Source organism: Paenibacillus sp. HGF5 (assembly GCF_000204455.1).
Taxonomy (GTDB): domain Bacteria; phylum Bacillota; class Bacilli; order Paenibacillales; family Paenibacillaceae; genus Paenibacillus_AQ; species Paenibacillus_AQ lautus_A.
In genome coordinates, this window is sequence record NZ_AEXS01000052.1 from 1 (window position 1) to 19,384 (window position 19,384).

Here is a 19,384-nt window from a genome sequence, read left to right on the forward strand (position 1 = left end):
TTGCTCGGCTGTTGCTGCCCCTCTTTGGATCGGCCACGACCCGTAACTTGGCCGACATCATGGCTTGTCCGAGGGTTCCTGTTGTTTCTTGGCTTGAAAATATTGCTCGATGCCATCCAAAATGCGTTCTAACCCGAAATCAATGTCATTGCCTATCGGATTCACTTCCTCGCTGTCTTCCGTATAGACCCCCGACATCACTACCGGATACAGGAACGGAAACCGATCCGGCTTCATAAGCTGTTTCAGCGCTGCCGTATAATCAAGTCCACTAAACTGTTCCGGGGTGGAGCCTGCCTGTATGGCGCGGTCCATATCCCGCTGCATCATGCCGCTTGATCTAGCGTAATTGCTTAACAAGAGTATCAAAGACATCCGCTCATAATCATTCAGCGGGAGATCCTTCATGAACCGCAGACCCCAATCGATAAATCGCAGATTGTTCGGCGTAATGGGAATACCCGTAATTGGAATGTCTCCGAACCACGGGTGATTCCGGAATACCTGCATCGTCAATTTGACGTAGACCCGCATATTCTCGCGCCAGTCAGCAGAATCTTCCGGCGGAATGGGAATATCGCACGCGGCGTTCTGCATCAGCACCAAAAGGTCGTCCTTGCTGGATATGTACCTGTACAGCGACATGGCGGTAAAACCCAAAGTGGACGCAATTCGATTCATGGAGACAGCTGAAAGCCCTTCTTTATCGGCGATGTCGATGGCCGTCTCCACAATCTGCGAAAGGCTCATCTCCCGTTTCGGTCCCCGCTGCGGCGGCTTTACCAATCCCCAGCTAAGAGCCGCCCCTCTGGGCAGTTTAGATCCAATATCCGGATCTATCTTCTCATCGTTAGACATGATCATGTTTCCTTTCTGCATCCTTGCATCTGATATTAAATAATTGTTTATATTATAAACAGTATAACATATCTCATCATCCATAGGTATAGAGGGCGAATCAGAGTCTTTGCAGAGAGCTGCCGGCTTCGCCCCCCCTCGGAAGGAAAGCTGATCTGAATGCTCATCTTCTCCTGCGAGCCATAACTGGTGATCCAGTCGTGATCCATGATCATATCCAGTCCCAACACCTCTTGATAAAATGTATAACAAATCCTTCCAACAAAAAAAAGCTGTTGAGATTGAACTCAACAGCTGATTCGTTAGCTCCCTGATGCAGTTGGCCTAATGATGATTTCATTCACATCGACTTCCGGCGGCTGCTCGATGGCATACACAATCGCTTGCGCAATCGATATCGCCGGGATCGATATTCTTCGATACTCCTTCATGACTTGTCTGGCCGTACCATCGGAAATGCCGTCGGCCAGCTCCGACTCCGTTACGCCCGGCGATATTTGCGTAACCCGGATACCGCTGCTGCCGACCTCCTGGCGCAGGCCCTCCGAGATTGCGCGAACCGCATGCTTGGTGGCACAATAAACGGCAGCGGTAGGCGATACCTCATACGCACCGATCGAAGCGATATTGATAAATTGACCAAAGCCCTGCTTCTGCATCACCGGCAGCCCTGCCGCTATGCCGTGCAGGACGCCGCGGACGTTCACGTCGATCATCCGGTTCCATTCGTCCACCTTCAAGGCTTCCAAGGGAGATAGAGGCATGATGCCTGCATTGTTGAGGATGACATCCACCCGTCCGAATCGGCTCACCGCCAAGTCGATGAAGGATTCCATCTGATCGAGATGAACGACATTCAGCGATTGGTAAACGGCTGAGCCGCCTTCCCTATTCAATGCAGCAGCCAGCGTCTCCAGCCTGTCCGTTCTTCTCGCCCCGAGCACCACATGTGCGCCATGCTGAGCGAGCAGCCGGGCCGCCGCTTCGCCGATCCCGCTGCTCGCGCCTGTAATGGCCACGACTTTTCCTTTTACGCTAGACATGCAACAACGCTCCTCCTGATCCTAATCCTGTATTTCGAAACCAATTCCGCATGCTTGCCATGACATAACGTTAGATTTCCCGATACAATACCATTCCGGCATGATAGAGAACGCCGTCCCGAAAATCGCCGTCGGCCGTGAACCCGGTATCATCCACATATTCGATGTGATCGCCTTCCATGAAATAGCGGCCTTGATAGGCGCTTTGCCGCAGTCCTCTTGCTTCATCGTAACGCCCGTTCGGGAGCAGCTCGTGGCGGATATATCCGTCCTTCGTAACCCACATGCCTGCATAGGGATGCTTCGACCCATTCGCATCAAGAGCTGTATTCATTCCATCCCCTCCTCTTCGTTCTTATCTAATCCTCTTGAGTTTCATTTATAGCTGCCCGCCTTTAACCATTGAGGATAGTTCTATTATGCGTTCATACCGCATTCATCCGGTAGCCGAATCCACCATGATTCTTGCCTATTCCTGCACGATTGATTAAGATTGAACCATATTCTATCGGAGGAGGAAAACGACCCTGAATGTACAACCATGAAGGAAGCCATCTGCAGAACGAACTTGCAGGATACATAGAAAAATACACGGGCATGGACGGTACATATGGTACGCCGATACCCGCTCTACATTTTATACGGGCATCCAGCGAGACGGAATTGGTCCACACGATTCATGAACCCGCGCTATGCATCGTGGTCCAAGGGCGTAAATTAATCATGCTGGCACAAGAATGCTATGTTTACGACCCGTCCAGCTATCTTGTCGTCTCGCTGCAGCTGCCCATATCCGGCCAAGTAATCCAGGCGGCGCCGGAGCGGCCTTATCTGTGTCTCCGGCTGGACTTTGACAAGCATCAGATTTTCGAGCTAATCAAATCCGGCCAAGAGACCCCTACCAAGAAATCCGGCTCCCCAAAAGCCCTGTTTGTCAGCCCGATGAATCAAGCGCTGCTGGATGCCGTCGTCCGCCTCGTGCGCCTTCTGGATACGCCGGAGGATATTCCCGTCCTGGCCCCCCTGTTCACAAAGGAAATTCTTTATCGAATCCTTCAAGCCGAGCAAGGGCAATCCCTGAAGCAGTTTGCCGTCAGCGGCAGTCATGCGCAGCGTATCTCGGCGGCTGCCCAGTTGATCGAGCGTGATTATAATCAGCCCTTGCACATCGCCAAACTGTCCGCGGCCGTCAATATGAGCCCTTCTTCGCTTCATCATCACTTCAAGGAAATCACCGCGATGAGCCCGCTTCAGTATCAAAAGCAAATCCGACTGCAAGAGGCCAGGCGTCTCCTTCTCTCGGAAACCTCCGCGGCGGCCGATGCCGGATTTCAGGTCGGCTATGAGAGCCCCACCCAGTTCAACAGGGAATATGCCCGCATGTTCGGATTGCCTCCGATCCGGGATATCAAACGTCTTCGCGACTCATTGGATTTCGGCACACACGGAACCTGAACCCGATCGGGAAACGAACAGCGAAACGGAAGGAATTCGCCAGTTAAACACAAAAAAACGGCATTTCTGCCGTTTTTTATGTCGGGCATCAAACGCCCTGCCTTTTTTTTCGCATGCCTATCCTTTCGTTCCGCCCTGCAGCCCGAAGCCCTTGGACATAAACTGCTGGGATAGAATATACATGATGATCGCCGGGATGGCGTACAGCACCGAGAAGGCCGCCAGGCTGCCGTAGTCGACCATGCCGTACTGACCGAAGAACTGGTACAGCTTCAGGGAAGCCGGGAACTTCTCGGGCGATTGCAGCAAGATATACGGAACGAAAAAATTACCCCAGCTGCCCGAGAACGTAAAGATGGCCACCGTGCATATCCCCGGGACCATCAGCGGCGCAACCACCTTGCGGATCCCCGTAAACACCGAGGCCCCGTCCACCCAGGCGGCTTCCTCCAGATCGCTCGGCACGGAATCCATGAAATTCTTCATCATCCATATCCCGTACGGCATGGACGACGCTACATAGAACAAGATGACGCCAAAAATGTTGTCATACAGCTTTAATCCCAGGAACAGCTGGTAGACAGGGACCATAACGGCCGTAATCGGCAGCGAGGTCATGAACAGAATGGTCAGCATGAAGGGCTTCTTATATTTCATCTGATAACGGGATAACGGGTAAGCCGCTAGCAGCGCCAGCAGGACGACCAATACGGCTTGGCCAAGCGACATCACCAGGCCGATCAGATAAGCGCGCTGGTTCTCGCTGCTGGTAATCACCTCTACGTAATTGGCGCCGGTAATCTTGCTGGGCACTTTGAGGGATTGCATTGCATTCGGATCGACGGAAGCCACAAGCACCCAGAGCAGCGGCAGCACAAAGCAAATGCCGATCCCCGCAAGGATCGCATACGGCAGAATTCGATAGACTAATTTACGTTGTTTGGCATTCATATGATTTCACCCCTGGTTACTCTTTCATCGACCTGATATACAGGAGGCTTAACACAATCCCGATCAGCAGCAGCAGCAGCGAAATAGCGGTTCCATAGCCTAATTGATAGTTCACAAACGCCTGATTGTACATAAAGATCGGCAGGGTCGTCGTGGAGTTGCCCGGACCGCCTCCGGTCATCGCATAGATGAGCCCGAACACCCCGAGCGTCTGCAAAGTAACCAGCATCATATTCGTGGTAATGGTGCTTTTGATGTAAGGGATGATGATGCGCGTGAAAATTTTCCACTTCGAGGCTCCATCCACTACCGCCGCTTCCTCGATTTCGTTTGGCACGTCATCCAGCGCGGCTTGAAATACCAGCATCGAGAAGGCCGTGCCGTGCCAAATATTCGCAAGAATGATCGTCAGCATCGGTACGGTAAACAACCAGGTCACTTCCGAAAATCCGAAAAATGTGATAATCGCATTCAGCGTGCCTTCATCCCCGAAGAAGCTGTACAGACAAAGGGCGCACACGATCTCGGGCGTTACCCAGCCCGCAAGCACAATCGTTCCAATCACTCGCCGAAACGTCTTGTTCCTCTGCTTCATCAGCAGCGCAATCAGAAATCCCAGCACCTGCTGCCCGATCACCGCCGAACCGATAAGAAAAACCAGCGTGTTCCAGATACTGATCCGAACCGTGGGATCCTGGAACATCCGGGTATAGTTGTCGAGGCCGATAAATTTGAGCTCCCTCGCCGCTTCCCCGGTCAAGGCCAAATTGGTGAAGGAATAGAAGAATGTTAACAGGATGGGATATATAAAAAACACGAGCATAATCGCGATTGAAGGCAGCAAAAAAAAGAGCCAGGTATACGTTTTTCTTCGTTTCGGGTAAACGTCCACGGACAGACTGCTCATGTGTGGTTCTCCTTCCATACGGATGATCTGAAAAACCGCTTGCCCAAGTCTCCGCGATGACGGGAGCGCTTGAGCAAGCCGGTTTTGCTTATAGCAGGTTATTTCTCCACGATATGATCCGCACCAACAATGCGGGTAACATCCTGCGCATATTTATTCATGGCATCCGCAGGCGACGTTCCCGTTGCTACGGATTCCACCATCGTCTGGATCTGCGTCGACACTTCCGGATACTTCTCCTGTGCCGGTCTGAACTCTGCGTTCTGCAGGTATTCGGTCGCGATTTCGTTAAACGGCATTTTCGTATATTCCGGATCCTTGGCAACATCGGCACGCACCGTAATATTGCCGGAGGACATGACGAGCTTCTGGGTATTTTCCTTGCCGAGCGCAAACTTGATAAATTCCCATGCCTCGTCTTTGTTCTTGGAATTGCTTGGAATCGACAGCGCCCAGCCTCCGGCCAGCGTGATCGAGCCGGGCTCCTGCCCTTGGCTGGTCGGCATCGGCGCAAAGCCGAGCACGTCTTTGTATTCAGGCCATGGCGCCGCGCCTGTTTCCATATAGTTGCCCGTGATCCAGGAACCGTCCAGCGAAATCGCCAGTTTGCCCTGCGGCAGGTATTCGCGGGAAGCCGTGTTGCCTGCCTGGCCGTTCAATACTTTGGAGAGCGGCGGTCCCAGCTTCTCTTTGTTGACCGTTTCCACAAAAGTCAGCGCGTCCAGAATGCCCTGGCTTTTCGTAATCCATTTGCTGCTGGCATCGTCATACAGCCTTTCACCCGTTCCGTAGAGCAGCATCTCGTAGGTTTGCATGGAGGTTGCTTCGCCTGTAGCCTTGCCCATGTTCATCCAGATCGGTACAACGTCAGGCGCCTTCTCCTTGATCGTTCGCGCAGCGTTTAAGACCTCCTCCCAATTCTTAGGCTGCCAATCCTCCGGAAGACCCGCTTGTTTGAAAATATCCTTGTTATACCAAAGGCCCCTGGAATCCGTGTTGTACGGCACGCCATATACCTTGCCATCGCTGGCAGTGACCCCCTTCTTCATCGCTTCGATGAAGGAGCCGTTGCCCCAGTCTTCCCATCCCGCCAATTTATCATCGAGCGGCTCCAAATAGCCGGCGCTGGCATCCGAGTTCAAGATGAAGGTATCTTCCGTCACGATATCGGGCGCCGTATCTTTGGATTTCAGCGCCAGGGCCACCTTGGCAAAATAATCGCCTTCCGATGCCTGAATCGGTGTCGGCTTAATCTCTACGCTTTTGTCAGGGTAACTGGCCGACACTTCCTTAAGCCATTTATAGAACGCTCCGTTCTCGCCGATCCCGTCATCCCGAAACGTAACGGTAATGATTTTCTTGGCCGTCTCTCCGTCCTTTCCCGGCTCCGGATCGCCGGTATCGGCCGGCGTTCCCTTGCCACCGGTACAACCGAATAACAAAGAAACGCTTAATAAAGCCGTCGTTACTAGCCAAATCCCCCTCTTGCCTGACTTCATACGGATCCCTCCTTTTGGCTGAACACATTGAATATATGATCCAAATTTTGGATACGCTTACGAGAGCGTATATTCAACTCTATTTAGTAAATAGCGTATATATGCTAATTACCATATATAGTAAAAACAAGTATACAGATCCCTCTATATCTTCATACCTTCAATTTTAGGTCTTTACTTTTGACGAAAACGCTAATATATTTGTATGTACAAACAATTATAAAGTGGATATATATGGAATCAAATGTCAGAAACACAGCTAAAACTGGAGGTAACCTACCCATGAGTGATCGCTTGATTTTTTTGCTGGCTCTATTTTCAGTGACAGGCTCGGGTCTTATAGCCGGCCTGTTCTTCGCCTTCTCATCCTTCATGGTGACCGCTTTATCGCGGATTCCGAACGAACAGGGGATTAACGCCATGCAGTCCATCAATGCAACCATACTCAACCCCACGTTCGGTGCACTGTTTACAGGTACCGCCCTAACCAGTATCGTTCTTGCGGTCCTATCCGTCCTCCGCTGGGGAGAACCGGGATCCGTCTACTTGCTGGCCGCCGGTCTGCTGTATCTGACGGGATTCATCGTAACGATGGCCTTCAATGTCCCGCTCAATGACGCGCTGGCTGCCGTTGATCCTGCGAGCAGCGCAGGAAGCGAGGTCTGGAGTGCCTACCTAAGTAAATGGACGGCCTGGAACCATGTACGGACGGTCACCTCCATAGGGGCCATGATCCTGTTTGTTTTTGCCTTACGGCATATCCCTTAAGACTGGATTAACCTGAAAACTAGATTCAAAAGCCGCCGTTCAAACTTTCTAACACATAACCCATACCAACTCTACCGATTCTTCATTAGATATACTATCAATCTAGTAAAGGCGGTGGAGATTATGGGGATTTCCACGATAGGTCAGTGGAATCACACATGCCAACTTGACTCTTCAGCCAAGCCGCGTCGTAACATCGGATGGATATCAAGCAATTGGAGCGGATACGCTATCACTGGAAAAAAAGGGGCTTTCAAACGGGTCTCCGCCAAATGGAATGTGCCGTTTGTTCGGCCAAGCCGCGGGGCGTCCTACTCCTCGGCCTGGATCGGCATTGACGGATTCAGCAACAGCAATTTGATACAGACCGGAACGGGTCATGATTGGATAGACGGCAAGGCTTATTATTATGCTTGGTGGGAGATTCTCCCCGCCTCGGTTACGATCATTCCGCTGCCCATTCAGCCGGGTGACCGCATGCATGCCAGCATCATCAAGTGCAGCGGGTCGAACTGGCTGATCTGCCTTCGCAACGTATCCCGGAACTGGACCTTTCGAACATTGCAGCGGTACGGCGGTCCGCAGACCTCGGCGGAATGGATCGTCGAAGCGCCGCAAATCAATGGGGCGCTTGCCACGATGGCACGTTTGTCCCCCGTTGTCTTCTCCTGCTGCCGTGTCAATGGGAAACGCCCCAAACTCACGGTGGATGATGGGGGCATTATGCTTCAGAATTCAACCGTTACCTCCATTCCCTCCAATCCGAACCGGGCGGGAGACGGTTTCGTTGTCAAAGGCGTTCATCAATAAGGGGCTTGGCGCATTATTGCCCATCAACCAACAACAGCCGCTGCACGCCGGAATTGTCCGGCGTGCAGCGGCTGCCCCTTTATCATATTCCGTAAACCGGGTTTCCCTTGAACAGCACGGCATGGCGGCGGGACCGCCTGGCAACGGCTTCCGCCGAGCAGCTGGCTTCCACAATCACCGCATCCGCCGTATCCCCGACGTTTGGCCACGCATAACGGCCGTCCTGGTCTAGCGGCGTCACGCCTCCCGTAATAAACCCTAGGGCCTGTCCGAGCGAACGCTCATCGCTCATATGGAAGCGTTCGGCCAGCGTGCCCGCCTTGTCCAGATTATCCCCTTTGCCGAACGGGGACCAATGGTCCATAATGCTGTCTTGCCCAAGCGAGATGTTCACGCCGCGGCGGTGCAGCTGCGGGATCGGGATGGTTCGGCCAAGCGGTACGGAGGAGGTGATGGAAATACCCAAGTCCGCTAACCGAATCGCCACTTCATCCACCTCGCTTGGTGAGACGTCCGCGAAAGCGAGGGCATGGCTGAGCGTGACTCTTCCGTTCCAACCCGCCTCTTCCGTGAGATCAGCTACCCGTTTAAAGGCATTCAATCCGATCTGGGACGACTCATGCAGGTGCAGGTCAATGCCGGCGTTGGCTTCCACCGCCAGCTCCATCACGGTGTTCAGCGATTTCTCCATATCCTCGTCCACCGTCGTGGGATCCAGTCCGCCTACCAGCGCGGCTCCGTTCCGGAGCGCTTCCCTGACCAGGGATACGGACTGGCTGCGAAGCAAGCCGTGCTGAGGAAAGGCAACGATCTCCACAAATGCTTTTTCCTTATATCCTTCAGCCGCCTGCAAGGTGGCTTCCAAATTTTTCAGACCGACGACGGGATCCACATTGCAGTGGGAGCGGACATGGGTAGAACCGTAACGCAGCAGCAGATCCAGCAGTCCCTCCGCTCGCTCCTTGGCGGTGGGAAGAAGCTCGGGAAGCAGCCTCTCTTCCTCCTCGATCCGGCTGAAAATTCCGTGAGCCGGACGAAGCGGTGCCTTCCATGGGCCTCCATAATAGGTTTTGTCCAGGTGGATATGCATATCTCTAAAGCAGGGTAGCATCAGATTCCCCTTCATATCCCATGTTGGCAGCAGCGTATCCGGCAAAGCCTCCGCGGGACGAATCTCAGAAAAAGCCCCATTCTCTATCTTCACATGGAAAAATCCCGTTTCGGTTCCGGTCACGACGTCCTCCTCGTAGCGGTAACCCGTTTCCAGCCGGACATGCAGCAGCCAGTATGCCTTGCTTTGTTCGTTCATATAACCTTCATCCCCTTCTCGCTTATATCCGCCTTCTTTTCGATGCCCCTTAGTTCGCAGCCTCCATTAAGATGCGTTCGATTTCTTGATATCCCCGCTCCCGGGCGTGCTGCAGGGGAGTTACGCCGTTCCCGTCCGGAAGCTCAGGGTCTGCCCCATGATCCAGCAGCAGCTTCACGATACGCTGATAGTTCTCGCTGCCGTCACCGAGAATGACAGCCTCCAGCAGCGCGGTCCAGTTCAAATTATTAATATGGTTCACATCGACGCTGGTCCGGGTCAGGAGCTCCTGCACAATCTCCACATGACCGCGGTCGGAGGCCGGAATGAGAGCCGTACCGCCAAAACGGTTCGTGAGCGTCACATCCGCATCGGCATCAATGGCCAGCCTCAGGATGTCCAGCATGCCTTCAGCGCCGGCATACAAAAACACATTATTCAGTTGATGATCCCGAATATTGATATCGGCGCCAGCCTGAATCAAGGCGTCTACCGTATCGACATGATTGCGGTAGGTTGCCGCCATCACGGCCGTTCTTCCCTGGTCATCCGTCGCATCGATGTTAGCGCCGAATTGAAGAAGCTGTCGCACTTGCTCCTTATTCCCTTGCTCGGCGGATTCAATGAGTTGACGATCCATATCCTTCTTCACCTCGTGTTTCTCCGAATTTGGTTGACAGGCCGACAGGAAAAGGATCAATAGCATAGCTGTTATACGCAGCACCCGATACTCCCCCTCTTTCTATCGTATATATGGGTATGCTACCATGAGACAGAACCATATGAAAAATACTTAAAAAATTGAATTTATGAAGGTTTTTCATATACAAGGAGGTTTGCATAAGCATATGGATATCAGGCAGCTCCGCTATTTTATTGCCATCGTGGAGGAAGGCACCATCTCGCTGGCCGCCAACCGGCTTCATATATCCCAGCCGCCGCTCAGTCAACAGCTGAAAGCCATGGAGGAAGAACTCGGGTCGGTCTTGGTATATCGAAGAGGAAAGCGGCTGGAAATCACCGAATCGGGGAAAGCGCTGTACAAATACGCGCTCCAAATGACCCAGCTCATGGAAGAGGCTAAAGCCGAAGTGAAAGAGGTCGGGAACGGAGATAAAGGAACGCTGAGCCTTGGTATCAATACCCTGTCTTCGGTAGAGCTGCCGTCATGGCTCCATGAGTTCAGGGTAAAATATCCCCAAGTCTCGTATAAAATCCAGCAAAACGAGTCGTATCAGCTCTGTGAGCTCGTGCGAAACCGGTCGCTCGAAGTAGCGATCGTACGCCTGCCCCTTGAATTGGACGATTTCTCGATCCTTCATCTGCAGACGGAGCCCTTTTACATGCTCACCTCGGAGCCATCTATCGAACAGGAGACGACCCTCCCCTATATCACGCAGCATCCGCTTATTCTGCCAAGCACGGAAGGGCTGGGCGTGTATTATACGATCCAGATGGCTTTCTCGGAGCAGAAGCTGCAGCCGAACATCGTAGCCGAATGCTCCGACATTTCGCTGCTGCTGCGCTTGGTCTCTTCGGGGTTCGGCGTGGCGATCGTTCCCGAGACCCTGATCAAACAGCAGCTGCCCGCAGCGGTGCATGCCTTCAAAATCAAGGACACCCCGGCTGCGGCCTCCACGGCCTTAATCTGGCTGAAGGATCACCATGTCTCCAGAACGGCGCTGAACTTCATTGACCTGTTGGCTAGCACCTTATAGATTTGCGAACCTCATCGGATGTCCAAGCAGCAAAAAGAGGACAGAGCTAATGAAGCTCCGTCCTCGAATAAGTCGCCGTTTATTTCGTGCGATACAACGAGCCTGCGACCCCCTCCCGCTCCTGCTTCTGTCCTTGGGAGTGAAGATACAGCTCTTCGTAATACCCATGGGAATCCAGCAGTTCCTCATGGGTTCCTTGCTCCACGATTCGGCCTCTGCTCATGACCAGGATTCGGTCCGCCCCCATGATGGTGGATAAGCGGTGGGCAATGACAAGGGTCGTCCGCCCCTCGGCAACGAGCTGCAGCGCATTCTGGATGAGCTGCTCCGTGTGCGAATCCAGGTTGGCGGTCGCTTCGTCCAGAATGAGAATTTTGGGCTGGAACACGATGATTCGCGCGAAGGAGATCAGCTGCCGCTCGCCGGCGGACAAGCCGCTGCCCCGCTCCGACAGCCGGGTGTCATATCCTTCCTTCATCCTCCTGATGATTGAATCCGCACCGATAAAGCGGCAAGCCTCGATCACCCGCTCCCTGGATATGTCCTCATCGAACAGCCGCACATTGTCCAGCACCGTTCCGGAGTAGAGATAGGGCTCCTGCTGCACAAGGCCCACGATCCGATGCAGATCGGACTGTGCCAGCTCTCGGATGTCGATCCCGTCAATCCGAATGCTCCCTTCGTTCACGTCGTAGAAACGGCACAGCAGGCTAATGAGCGAGCTTTTTCCCGCGCCGGTGGTTCCGACGATCCCGATCATTTCCCCGGGTTGGATATGAAGATCCAAATCCTGAATGACCGGAGCCCCGCCTTCGTAACCGAACGTGACCCGGTCAAAGTCGACGCGGCCCTGAACCTTCGCCTTCTCCATGGCCGCCGGCATGCGTAGATCCGTAACCTCAGGCTGAATCGCGAGCAGGCTCCATATCCGGTTAATCGCCACCGTCGCCGATTGCAGCGTATTCCACTGCTGGGTGATCGTATTGATCGGCTGGAAGAATAAACGGATATACGTAATAAAAGCATACAGCACGCCGAACTCCAGCGTCGTCCCCAGAACGGCTTGCCCGCCGAGCCACGTCACGAACGCAATCGCCAGGTTGTTCAATATTTCGTAGGAGCGGTTAAACAGCACATTGGTCCGGATCTCCCGGATGTTGGCTTTGAAATAAGAGTCATTCCGCTCCTCGAACTGCTTCTCCTGCTCCTTCTGCTGATGGAACACTTGGATCAGGTTCATGCCTGAGAGATTCTCCGCCACGAAAGCCACCAGTCGGGATAACCGCGTTCTCGCCATCTGGTAGGTGTGGCGCATATACCGCCGGAACGCAATCGCGATCCCTGCAATGATCGGCAGCAGGATGAGGCAGTATAAGGTCAGCGTGACGTCCAGCTGGAACATCATCACCAGGATGAAGATCAGCGTGAAGCCGTCACGAAACAGGCTGAGCAGCACCTGGTTAAAAAACTGGTTGATCGCTTCGGTATCGCTGGATACATGCGTAATCAAGCTGCCGCTCGGCACCTTGTCGAAATACGACATCGACAGCCTCGAGATATGGGCAAACAGCCGTTTGCGAATGCTCGCCACAATGCTCTGCCCCGCTTTTTGCAGCAAATTATTTTGCAGATAGGTAAACATCATGCTGAGCAGCGATAACGAAAAATAGATCCCGCAGATGATCATCAGGCTCCGGTAATCGTTCTTGCCGACCATCAGATTATCGTCGATCGCGATTTTCATCAGGTACGGCTGCAGCAGCTCTGCCGAGATGGCAATCAAGGTGCAGCCGATAAACCCGGCAAAGGTCAGCCGGTGTTCCTTCATATAACCCGACAAAGCCCGGAACGTGGAAATATACTTTGGCTTGGACTGAGGGGCGTTCAAATCCGCCTTCTGATCCAGCTGCCAATTGTTAATGGCCTGTGCCATGATGCTTCATCCCCTCTTCCTGAATGTCATGCAGCGTCCGGTACAGCCCGTCCGTAGACAGCAGTTCTTCATGCGTACCCCGCTGGACAATCTCTCCCTGATCCAGGACGATGATCTCATCGGCAAACTTCAATGCACTAATCCGGTGGGCAATGATGATCGTGGTCTTCCCCTCCCGGATGTCGCGAATCGTCTCCATGATTTCCGTCTCCGTCACCGCATCGACGGCGCTTACGCTGTCATCCAGAATGAGGACGGGCGCATCCTTGATGATTCCCCGCGCCAGGCTTGTCCGCTGCCGCTGTCCGCCGGAAAGGGTAATGCCGCGCTCCCCTAAGCGGGTCTCGAACTTGTCCGGAAACTCCGCAATGTTGTCATACACCCGTGCCTTTCGTGCCGCTTCCTCAACGACGGTCGGTTTCGTGTCCCTTTTATAGAAGGCAATATTCTCGCGGATGGTCGAGCTGAACAGGAAGCCGTCCTGGGGAACGTAAGCGATTCCTTCGCGGAGGCTTTTTAATGTAAGCTTCCGAATGTCCTCGCCGCCGATCAGCACCTTCCCCGGAGGCGGGTCGTAGGTGCGCAGCAGCAGCTTCATCAGCGTGGTTTTGCCGCTTCCCGTACGGCCGATGATGCCCAGCGTCGCGCCGGGCGGAACGCTCAGCCGAATGCCGCGCAGCACCTGCCTGGAACCTCCCTCATGGCCGTCCAAAGCATCGTAGGAAAAAGATAAATCCCGCACCTCAATGCCTGGATACTCCAGATTCAGCTTCTTGGCGCCAGGCAGTTCCTTAATGTCGGCCTGCTTATCAAGCAGATCGTTCAAGCGGTCAAGCGAGGCCCTCGCTCTCTGGACAACATTAATAACATTCCCGATCTGCTGCAGCGGGTTCATCAGCATGCGAATGTAAAGCGTCAATGCGACAAAGTTACCGACCGAGATGCGTCCCATGATCGTTAAGTAACCGCCGAATGAGAGGGCGATAATAAGGGAGGATGCGCCTAGAAACGGAATGATCGATTGAAAGAGCGACGACACGCGCACCAGCCGCAGCTGCTTGTCCCGAATACTGTCCACCGTCGCCCCGAAGCGCCGTTTCATCGTCTCTTCCACCGCAAACTTCTTCGTGACGCGAATCCCGCCAAACTGCTCCTCCGCCGACTCCGTCATCACGCCGAGCGCTTCCTGAACCTGGAGCGATCTTCTCCTGATGATCGGCCCGAGCCAGACGACGATGATCGGTATCAGCAGCAAAGGAACGATGCTTGCGGCCACCAGATACAGCGGAACATTCGTTATCAGCAGCATGACAATCGTGGAGACCAGCAGGATCGAGGCGTTTGCCGTCTGATTGATCCCCATCGAGATCGCTTCCCTTACCGTCGTCACGTCGTTCATGAAATAACTTAGCAGCTTGCCGACGCCGTTCTTGGAATAAAACCGCTCGCTGAGCCCCGTAAAATGGACAAACAGGCGGCGCCGATTCATAAATTCGAAATAACGTCCCGTGTACATGACCAGAAACTGGCCGATCCCGCCGATGACGGCAAAGCCGACGCCGATACCCAGCAGCGTCCAGCTGTACTGCACAACACCGCCGACCGACAATAAACCATCCTTCAATTCATCCGTGAAATTGCCCAGCACCCTCGGGAAATTCACGTGGATGATATTGGCTACCAAGTGACAGCAAATCGACAATACATAAAATGGCCACGTCTTCCTGAAAAAGTCTCCAAGTATTCGATGAGAGTCCAATGTCCCATATCACTTCCTGTCCTGTTATTGGATTATTCAGTCCGTTACGTTCCTCCTTCCATACGTTTGCTGTGATGCTCCCATATTAATAGTTTCTAGATATAAAGGAGTCCTCCTTCCTAAACCGCCTGATGTTTTATTTAAATTTAGACATAACGTCAATCAAGGTCATTTGAGTCCAATAATCTAAAGAAAAAGCCGCGCACATGGGCCGCGGCTCTGGATAACGTATATTCTGACGCATGGCACGGTCCTGATCCGGTTTACGCCGAGCCGGCCAACCACGCCGCGGGCTCGCCGGAATAGGTCAGCAGCAGCCTATGCATGGCCCGGGTACAGGCAATATAGAGCAAACTTCGATCCATCTCGGTACGATAGTTTGCGGCGCCCGCAAAAGGAACGATAACCTGGTCGAATTCCAGCCCTTTGGCCATATGGGCGAAGGTAATCGTGATTCCCTCCTGAAAGCGGTCGCTGCTAAAATCGAGCAGGCTCACGTTGTCCGTTAACCCCCTGACCGACTCGTACACCTGCCGGGCTTGCGATGACGTTTTGCATATGATCCCCATCGTCTGCATCCCGGAATTCGGAAAGTCTCGGGTGAGATCTTGGATGAACGCCAGCTCCTGCTCCGCATCATGACACCGGATCAGCAGCGGTTCTTCACCATGCCGCTCCACGGGAATCATGGTGCTGCGCGGATGGATCCGCTTTGCAAGCTTCATGATTTCCAGCGTGGAACGGTAGCTTTTTACCAGCTCGATCGTATCGGCTTGAGGAAACACGCGCTGGATATCGGGCAGCGAGGTTGAAGTATACACGTTGACCGATTGGTTGCTGTCGCCGAGAATCGTTTTTTTGCAAGCAAACCATTTGGAGATGACGGCATACTGAATCGGAGTATAATCCTGCATTTCATCGACCAGCAGATGCTTTACCCTATCGTAGGGGGAACTCCCCTCCAGATGCATCTTGAGGTAAATCAGCGGAAAAACGTCAGCGTATTCAATCGTTTTCCTGTTTTTCATGATGAACATGTCCGGTTGGTTCCTGTACGAGAAGAATGCCTTGTACAGGCTTAACGCATTTTGATATTTGAACATTTTTCGGATCGCGGCTTTGACAGTATTAGCTTCCGCCGAAGTCAGCCTCAGGCCGTCCTCCGTACGGGCCTGGTTCGACAGGACCGAGGCGGTCTTCTCTAATCGCTGCCTGACCGGCAAACTCATGGTTCCAAGGTATTTATCCATGACCTCCGAGGCCGGTATGAACAACCCCTTCATCTGAATATCCGTTGGCTGGAAAAACTGCTGATCACCATATTCCATATAAGCATCCAGCTCAAACACAAAATCCAAACCGGCCTTGTACCGGATCCGTTCGATGGCCTGCTCGTCATGGGCGTGTACGATTTCGTCCACCTGTTCGGAGAAGGTCTGGAACCGGCATAATCCTCGGAGCTTTTTGGCAGCAAGCTCCTCCATCGTGACCTCCATGATTTTCTCTTCGCCAAGCTCCGGCAGCACGCTCGATATATAATCGGAGAACACTTTATGGGGGGATATGATCAGCACGTTGCTGGAAGTCAAGGTTTCCTTATGGCGATACAGGAGAAAGGCCACCCTGTGCAGGGCCACCGAGGTTTTGCCCGAGCCTGCCGCCCCCTGTATGATCAGCTCATGCGCGGTTTCGTTTCGGATGATGGCATTTTGCTCCTGCTGGATGGTAGCCACGATATTCTTCATCTTCTCGTCCGACGTGCTGCTGAGCTCCTTCTGCAGCACGTCGTCATGGATGTTCATGGAGCTCTCGATCATATATTCCATTTGACCGTCTCTGATTTTGTACTGCCTTTTGACGGTAATTTCGCCATTCAGCCTCCCCATGGGCGCTTCATAAGACGCAGGACCGGCATTGTAATCATAAAACAGGCTGGCTACCGGCGAGCGCCAATCATAGATGAGATGCTCCTGACTCTCCGGGTTCGTGAACGAATGGATGCCGATATAGTAGGCGCCTTCTTCTTCCTTCGGTTCGTTCGTACGGAAATCCACCCTCCCAAAATAAGGCGAGGCAAGCAGCTTGCGCATCCTCTGCAGCCTGGCCGCCTGTTTCTCTCCGGTATCGATCGACAAAGAAATATCAACCCGGTTGGCCGCACGCTCCGCCGCATCCAATTGGGCCATGTTGACCCACAGGTATTTCTTGGCTTCAATGATATCCTTATACGAATCGGACACCTTTCCCTCTAACTCCTCCGATGCCCGTTGAAGCTCCTTTAATACCAATGCAAGATATTCCCGCTCTGCGTTTTCGTTTGGATTCAGCACTCCGATTTCCCCCTCTTTGCTAAAGAATAGCTCTAAGTATAGGGGTTTCCCGAAAAAAATATAGACTTATACTTTCCGTTGTAGTATTGTGTATTTATCGTGGGTCCAAAAATAGCGGTACGATTGACATAAACTGCAAATGACGTACCATAGATAAAAACCAGGCTGCATGCTCATGCAGGCCTGGTTTTTTTGTGCTGGTTACCGCTCGTTTTTCGTCTGGTACAGATACAGCGTAAGCGGGGCAAATATCCCCATAAACAGCACGCAGACTCCGATTCCGGTCATGATCTCGGCCGTTCCTGCCGTACCGCTCATCAGCGCCCTGACGGTGGTAGCCGCCATACTGACGGGATTCAGATCAATAAGGGTCGCTGTCCATTTCGGCATCGTCGACGAATCCACCAGAATGCTGCTGGCGAACAGCAGCGGATATATCGCGATCATGCTGGACCCCGACACCGTCTCCGGCCGTTTGGCCACGACGCCGACCAGCGCAAATATCCAGCTGACGCTAAAGGCAAACAACAGGATGTAGGCTATGGCGCATAAGACCTGAATGGCGCTGCCTTCGGGACGGAAACCCAGCGCCACGCCCGTACCGAGGGCAGCAATAACGCCGGCCGCATAACGCAGCCCATCCGTAAGGATGGAGCCAATCACGGATGCGGGCTGCCAGAAAGGCAGCGTTCGGAAACGATTGTACACCCCTTTGGTAATATCCGAGCATATCGTGGTTCCGCTGTACACGGTCATGGGAACGACCGTCAGGATCAGGATGCCGGGCAAGAGGAATTGAATATAAGCCCCGGTTGACCCGGCCATGGCACCGCCGAACAGGTAACTGAAGATGAGCAGCAGCAGAACCGGCGACAGAACCGCATCCATCACCAGACCAAACCCGTCATGCTTGGTATGCTGCCAGGTTCTCCACATAAAGATTCGGATCGACGTCAGGATAGAGGGAGGATCGATGATTGCTTGCCGAACCGTCGGCAAGCCGTCCTTATTCGCTGTATGCTGGCTTGTACTCATGGAGCGCCTCCTTTCGACTTTGCGTCGGTCAGTGACAGAAAGACCTCATCCAGACTCGGCTCGCTTAAGGCAAAATAGTCAATGGCGAACCCGTTCTCCATCAGCGAATGGATGGCCTGATGGGCTGCAAACGCATCCTTCACCGGGATCTTATGTACCAACGGATGATCGTCCTGCAATAAGGTCAAGGCATGCGCCTCGTATAACAACGTACCCAGTTTATCCCGATCGGCCTGCTCGTTGAATTGGACGGTTAACGTCCTGTCGCCAATCGAAGCCTTTAATTGCCGGGGCGTCCCTTCCGCTATCAAATTCCCCTTATCCATCACGGCAATCCGGTCCGCCAGCTGATCAGCTTCCTCCAAGTATTGGGTTGTGAGCAGCACCGTGGTCCCCCGTTTCAAGAGCGACCTTACAACATCCCAAACTTGAACACGGCTTTGCGGGTCCAGTCCCGTCGTCGGCTCATCCAGAAAAATAACATCGGGCTCGGTAACGATACTGGCGGCAATATCCAGCCGCCTCCGCATCCCGCCGGAGTAATGCTGAACCGCGCGATCCTTCGCTTCGCTGAGACCGAAGGCTTCGATCAGCTCCTCGCTTACGGACCGGGCCGCTTTTGCCGAATGACCGTAAAGCCTGGAGATCAGCTTTAAATTCTGAAGACCGGAGAGTCCTTCATCCAGTGCCGCAAACTGGCCTGTCAGGCTAATCCTTCTCCGAACGTTCCGGGCATTGCCCACAATATCAAATCCGGCTACGCTGGCGTACCCGCCATCCGGCTGAATCAAGGTGGTTAACATATGGATGGTGGTTGTTTTTCCGGCGCCGTTCGGACCTAACAAGGCAAAGAGCTCTCCTTGTTCGACTCGCAGATCGATGCCTCGAACGACCTCCGTTCCGTTATAGGATTTACGAAGCCCTTTCGTTTCAATGGCGTAAGACAAGTATCACATTCCCTTCTCTTCCTATATCATCGCGGTCTCCATCATCTTAAGAAGGCCATCTC

17 protein-coding genes are annotated in these 19,384 nt (G+C 53.2%); 4 read left to right on the forward strand and 13 right to left on the reverse strand.

Annotation, left to right across the window (positions count from 1 at the left end):
• Nucleotides 1–57 precede the first annotated feature (57 nt).
• From HMPREF9412_RS08280 to HMPREF9412_RS08290, 3 genes are all read right to left on the reverse strand, one after another.
• Nucleotides 58–858, reverse strand: coding sequence for a TetR/AcrR family transcriptional regulator (locus HMPREF9412_RS08280; protein ID WP_036671699.1), 801 nt, complete (start codon nt 856–858; stop codon nt 58–60).
• Nucleotides 859–1,160: 302 nt separating this feature from the next.
• Nucleotides 1,161–1,901 carry an SDR family oxidoreductase gene (locus tag HMPREF9412_RS08285; RefSeq protein ID WP_009591037.1) on the reverse strand — a complete coding sequence of 247 codons (741 nt, stop codon included), beginning with the start codon at nt 1,899–1,901 and terminating at the stop codon, nt 1,161–1,163.
• 70 nt (nt 1,902–1,971) lie between these two features.
• Nucleotides 1,972–2,235 carry an Atu4866 domain-containing protein gene (locus HMPREF9412_RS08290; RefSeq protein ID WP_009591033.1) on the reverse strand — a complete coding sequence of 88 codons (264 nt, stop codon included), beginning with the start codon at nt 2,233–2,235 and terminating at the stop codon, nt 1,972–1,974.
• Between the two features lie 197 nt (nt 2,236–2,432).
• On the opposite strand from HMPREF9412_RS08290, the gene HMPREF9412_RS08295 reads away from it, so the two are divergent.
• The gene (locus HMPREF9412_RS08295) at nt 2,433–3,356 is read left to right on the forward strand and encodes an AraC family transcriptional regulator (protein ID WP_009591028.1); all 924 of its coding nucleotides are present in this window, start codon (nt 2,433–2,435) and stop codon (nt 3,354–3,356) included.
• Nucleotides 3,357–3,473: 117 nt separating this feature from the next.
• On the opposite strand, the gene HMPREF9412_RS08300 is transcribed toward HMPREF9412_RS08295, so the two are convergent.
• The 3 genes from HMPREF9412_RS08300 to HMPREF9412_RS08310 form a co-directional block, all read right to left on the reverse strand.
• Complete coding sequence (locus HMPREF9412_RS08300; protein WP_009591022.1) at nt 3,474–4,307, reverse strand: carbohydrate ABC transporter permease; 834 nt, start codon at nt 4,305–4,307, stop codon at nt 3,474–3,476.
• Between the two features lie 16 nt (nt 4,308–4,323).
• Entirely contained in the window at nt 4,324–5,214 is an 891-nt protein-coding gene (locus HMPREF9412_RS08305) for a carbohydrate ABC transporter permease (RefSeq protein ID WP_009591023.1), read from the reverse strand.
• A 98-nt stretch (nt 5,215–5,312) separates the two neighbouring features.
• Entirely contained in the window at nt 5,313–6,713 is a 1,401-nt protein-coding gene (locus HMPREF9412_RS08310) for an ABC transporter substrate-binding protein (RefSeq protein WP_009591030.1), read from the reverse strand.
• Between the two features lie 282 nt (nt 6,714–6,995).
• Here HMPREF9412_RS08310 and HMPREF9412_RS08315 point away from each other — a divergent pair, with 282 nt between their 5' ends.
• Nucleotides 6,996–7,481, forward strand: coding sequence for an anthrone oxygenase family protein (locus HMPREF9412_RS08315; protein ID WP_009591007.1), 486 nt, complete (start codon nt 6,996–6,998; stop codon nt 7,479–7,481).
• Nucleotides 7,482–7,604: 123 nt separating this feature from the next.
• Nucleotides 7,605–8,291: a G1 family glutamic endopeptidase gene (locus tag HMPREF9412_RS08320; protein ID WP_036671683.1), complete on the forward strand. Its 687-nt coding sequence runs from the start codon at nt 7,605–7,607 to the stop codon at nt 8,289–8,291.
• Nucleotides 8,292–8,373: 82 nt separating this feature from the next.
• On the opposite strand, the gene HMPREF9412_RS08325 is transcribed toward HMPREF9412_RS08320, so the two are convergent.
• A complete protein-coding gene (locus HMPREF9412_RS08325; RefSeq protein WP_009591011.1) occupies nt 8,374–9,600 on the reverse strand; it encodes an amidohydrolase in 1,227 nt (408 codons plus the stop codon).
• Nucleotides 9,601–9,649: 49 nt separating this feature from the next.
• Nucleotides 9,650–10,306, reverse strand: a complete 657-nt coding sequence (locus tag HMPREF9412_RS08330; RefSeq protein ID WP_050802801.1) for an ankyrin repeat domain-containing protein — start codon at nt 10,304–10,306, stop codon at nt 9,650–9,652.
• Between the two features lie 142 nt (nt 10,307–10,448).
• Between HMPREF9412_RS08330 and HMPREF9412_RS08335 the strand changes: the two genes are divergently transcribed.
• Nucleotides 10,449–11,318, forward strand: coding sequence for a LysR family transcriptional regulator (locus HMPREF9412_RS08335; protein ID WP_009590997.1), 870 nt, complete (start codon nt 10,449–10,451; stop codon nt 11,316–11,318).
• Nucleotides 11,319–11,397: 79 nt separating this feature from the next.
• On the opposite strand, the gene HMPREF9412_RS08340 is transcribed toward HMPREF9412_RS08335, so the two are convergent.
• From HMPREF9412_RS08340 to HMPREF9412_RS08360, 5 genes are all read right to left on the reverse strand, one after another.
• Nucleotides 11,398–13,251, reverse strand: coding sequence for an ABC transporter ATP-binding protein (locus HMPREF9412_RS08340; RefSeq protein ID WP_009590990.1), 1,854 nt, complete (start codon nt 13,249–13,251; stop codon nt 11,398–11,400).
• A complete protein-coding gene (locus HMPREF9412_RS08345) occupies nt 13,235–15,010 on the reverse strand; it encodes an ABC transporter ATP-binding protein (protein WP_009591000.1) in 1,776 nt (591 codons plus the stop codon). The genes HMPREF9412_RS08340 and HMPREF9412_RS08345 overlap by 17 nt, the downstream gene beginning before the upstream one ends.
• Nucleotides 15,011–15,273: 263 nt before the next feature.
• A complete protein-coding gene (locus HMPREF9412_RS08350) occupies nt 15,274–17,340 on the reverse strand; it encodes a HelD family protein (RefSeq protein ID WP_009591012.1) in 2,067 nt (688 codons plus the stop codon).
• 201 nt (nt 17,341–17,541) lie between these two features.
• Complete coding sequence (locus tag HMPREF9412_RS08355) at nt 17,542–18,375, reverse strand: ABC transporter permease (protein WP_009591015.1); 834 nt, start codon at nt 18,373–18,375, stop codon at nt 17,542–17,544.
• Entirely contained in the window at nt 18,372–19,322 is a 951-nt protein-coding gene (locus tag HMPREF9412_RS08360) for a daunorubicin resistance protein DrrA family ABC transporter ATP-binding protein (RefSeq protein WP_009591016.1), read from the reverse strand. Before HMPREF9412_RS08360 ends, HMPREF9412_RS08355 begins: the two co-directional genes overlap by 4 nt.
• Between the last annotated feature and the right edge of the window lie 62 nt (nt 19,323–19,384).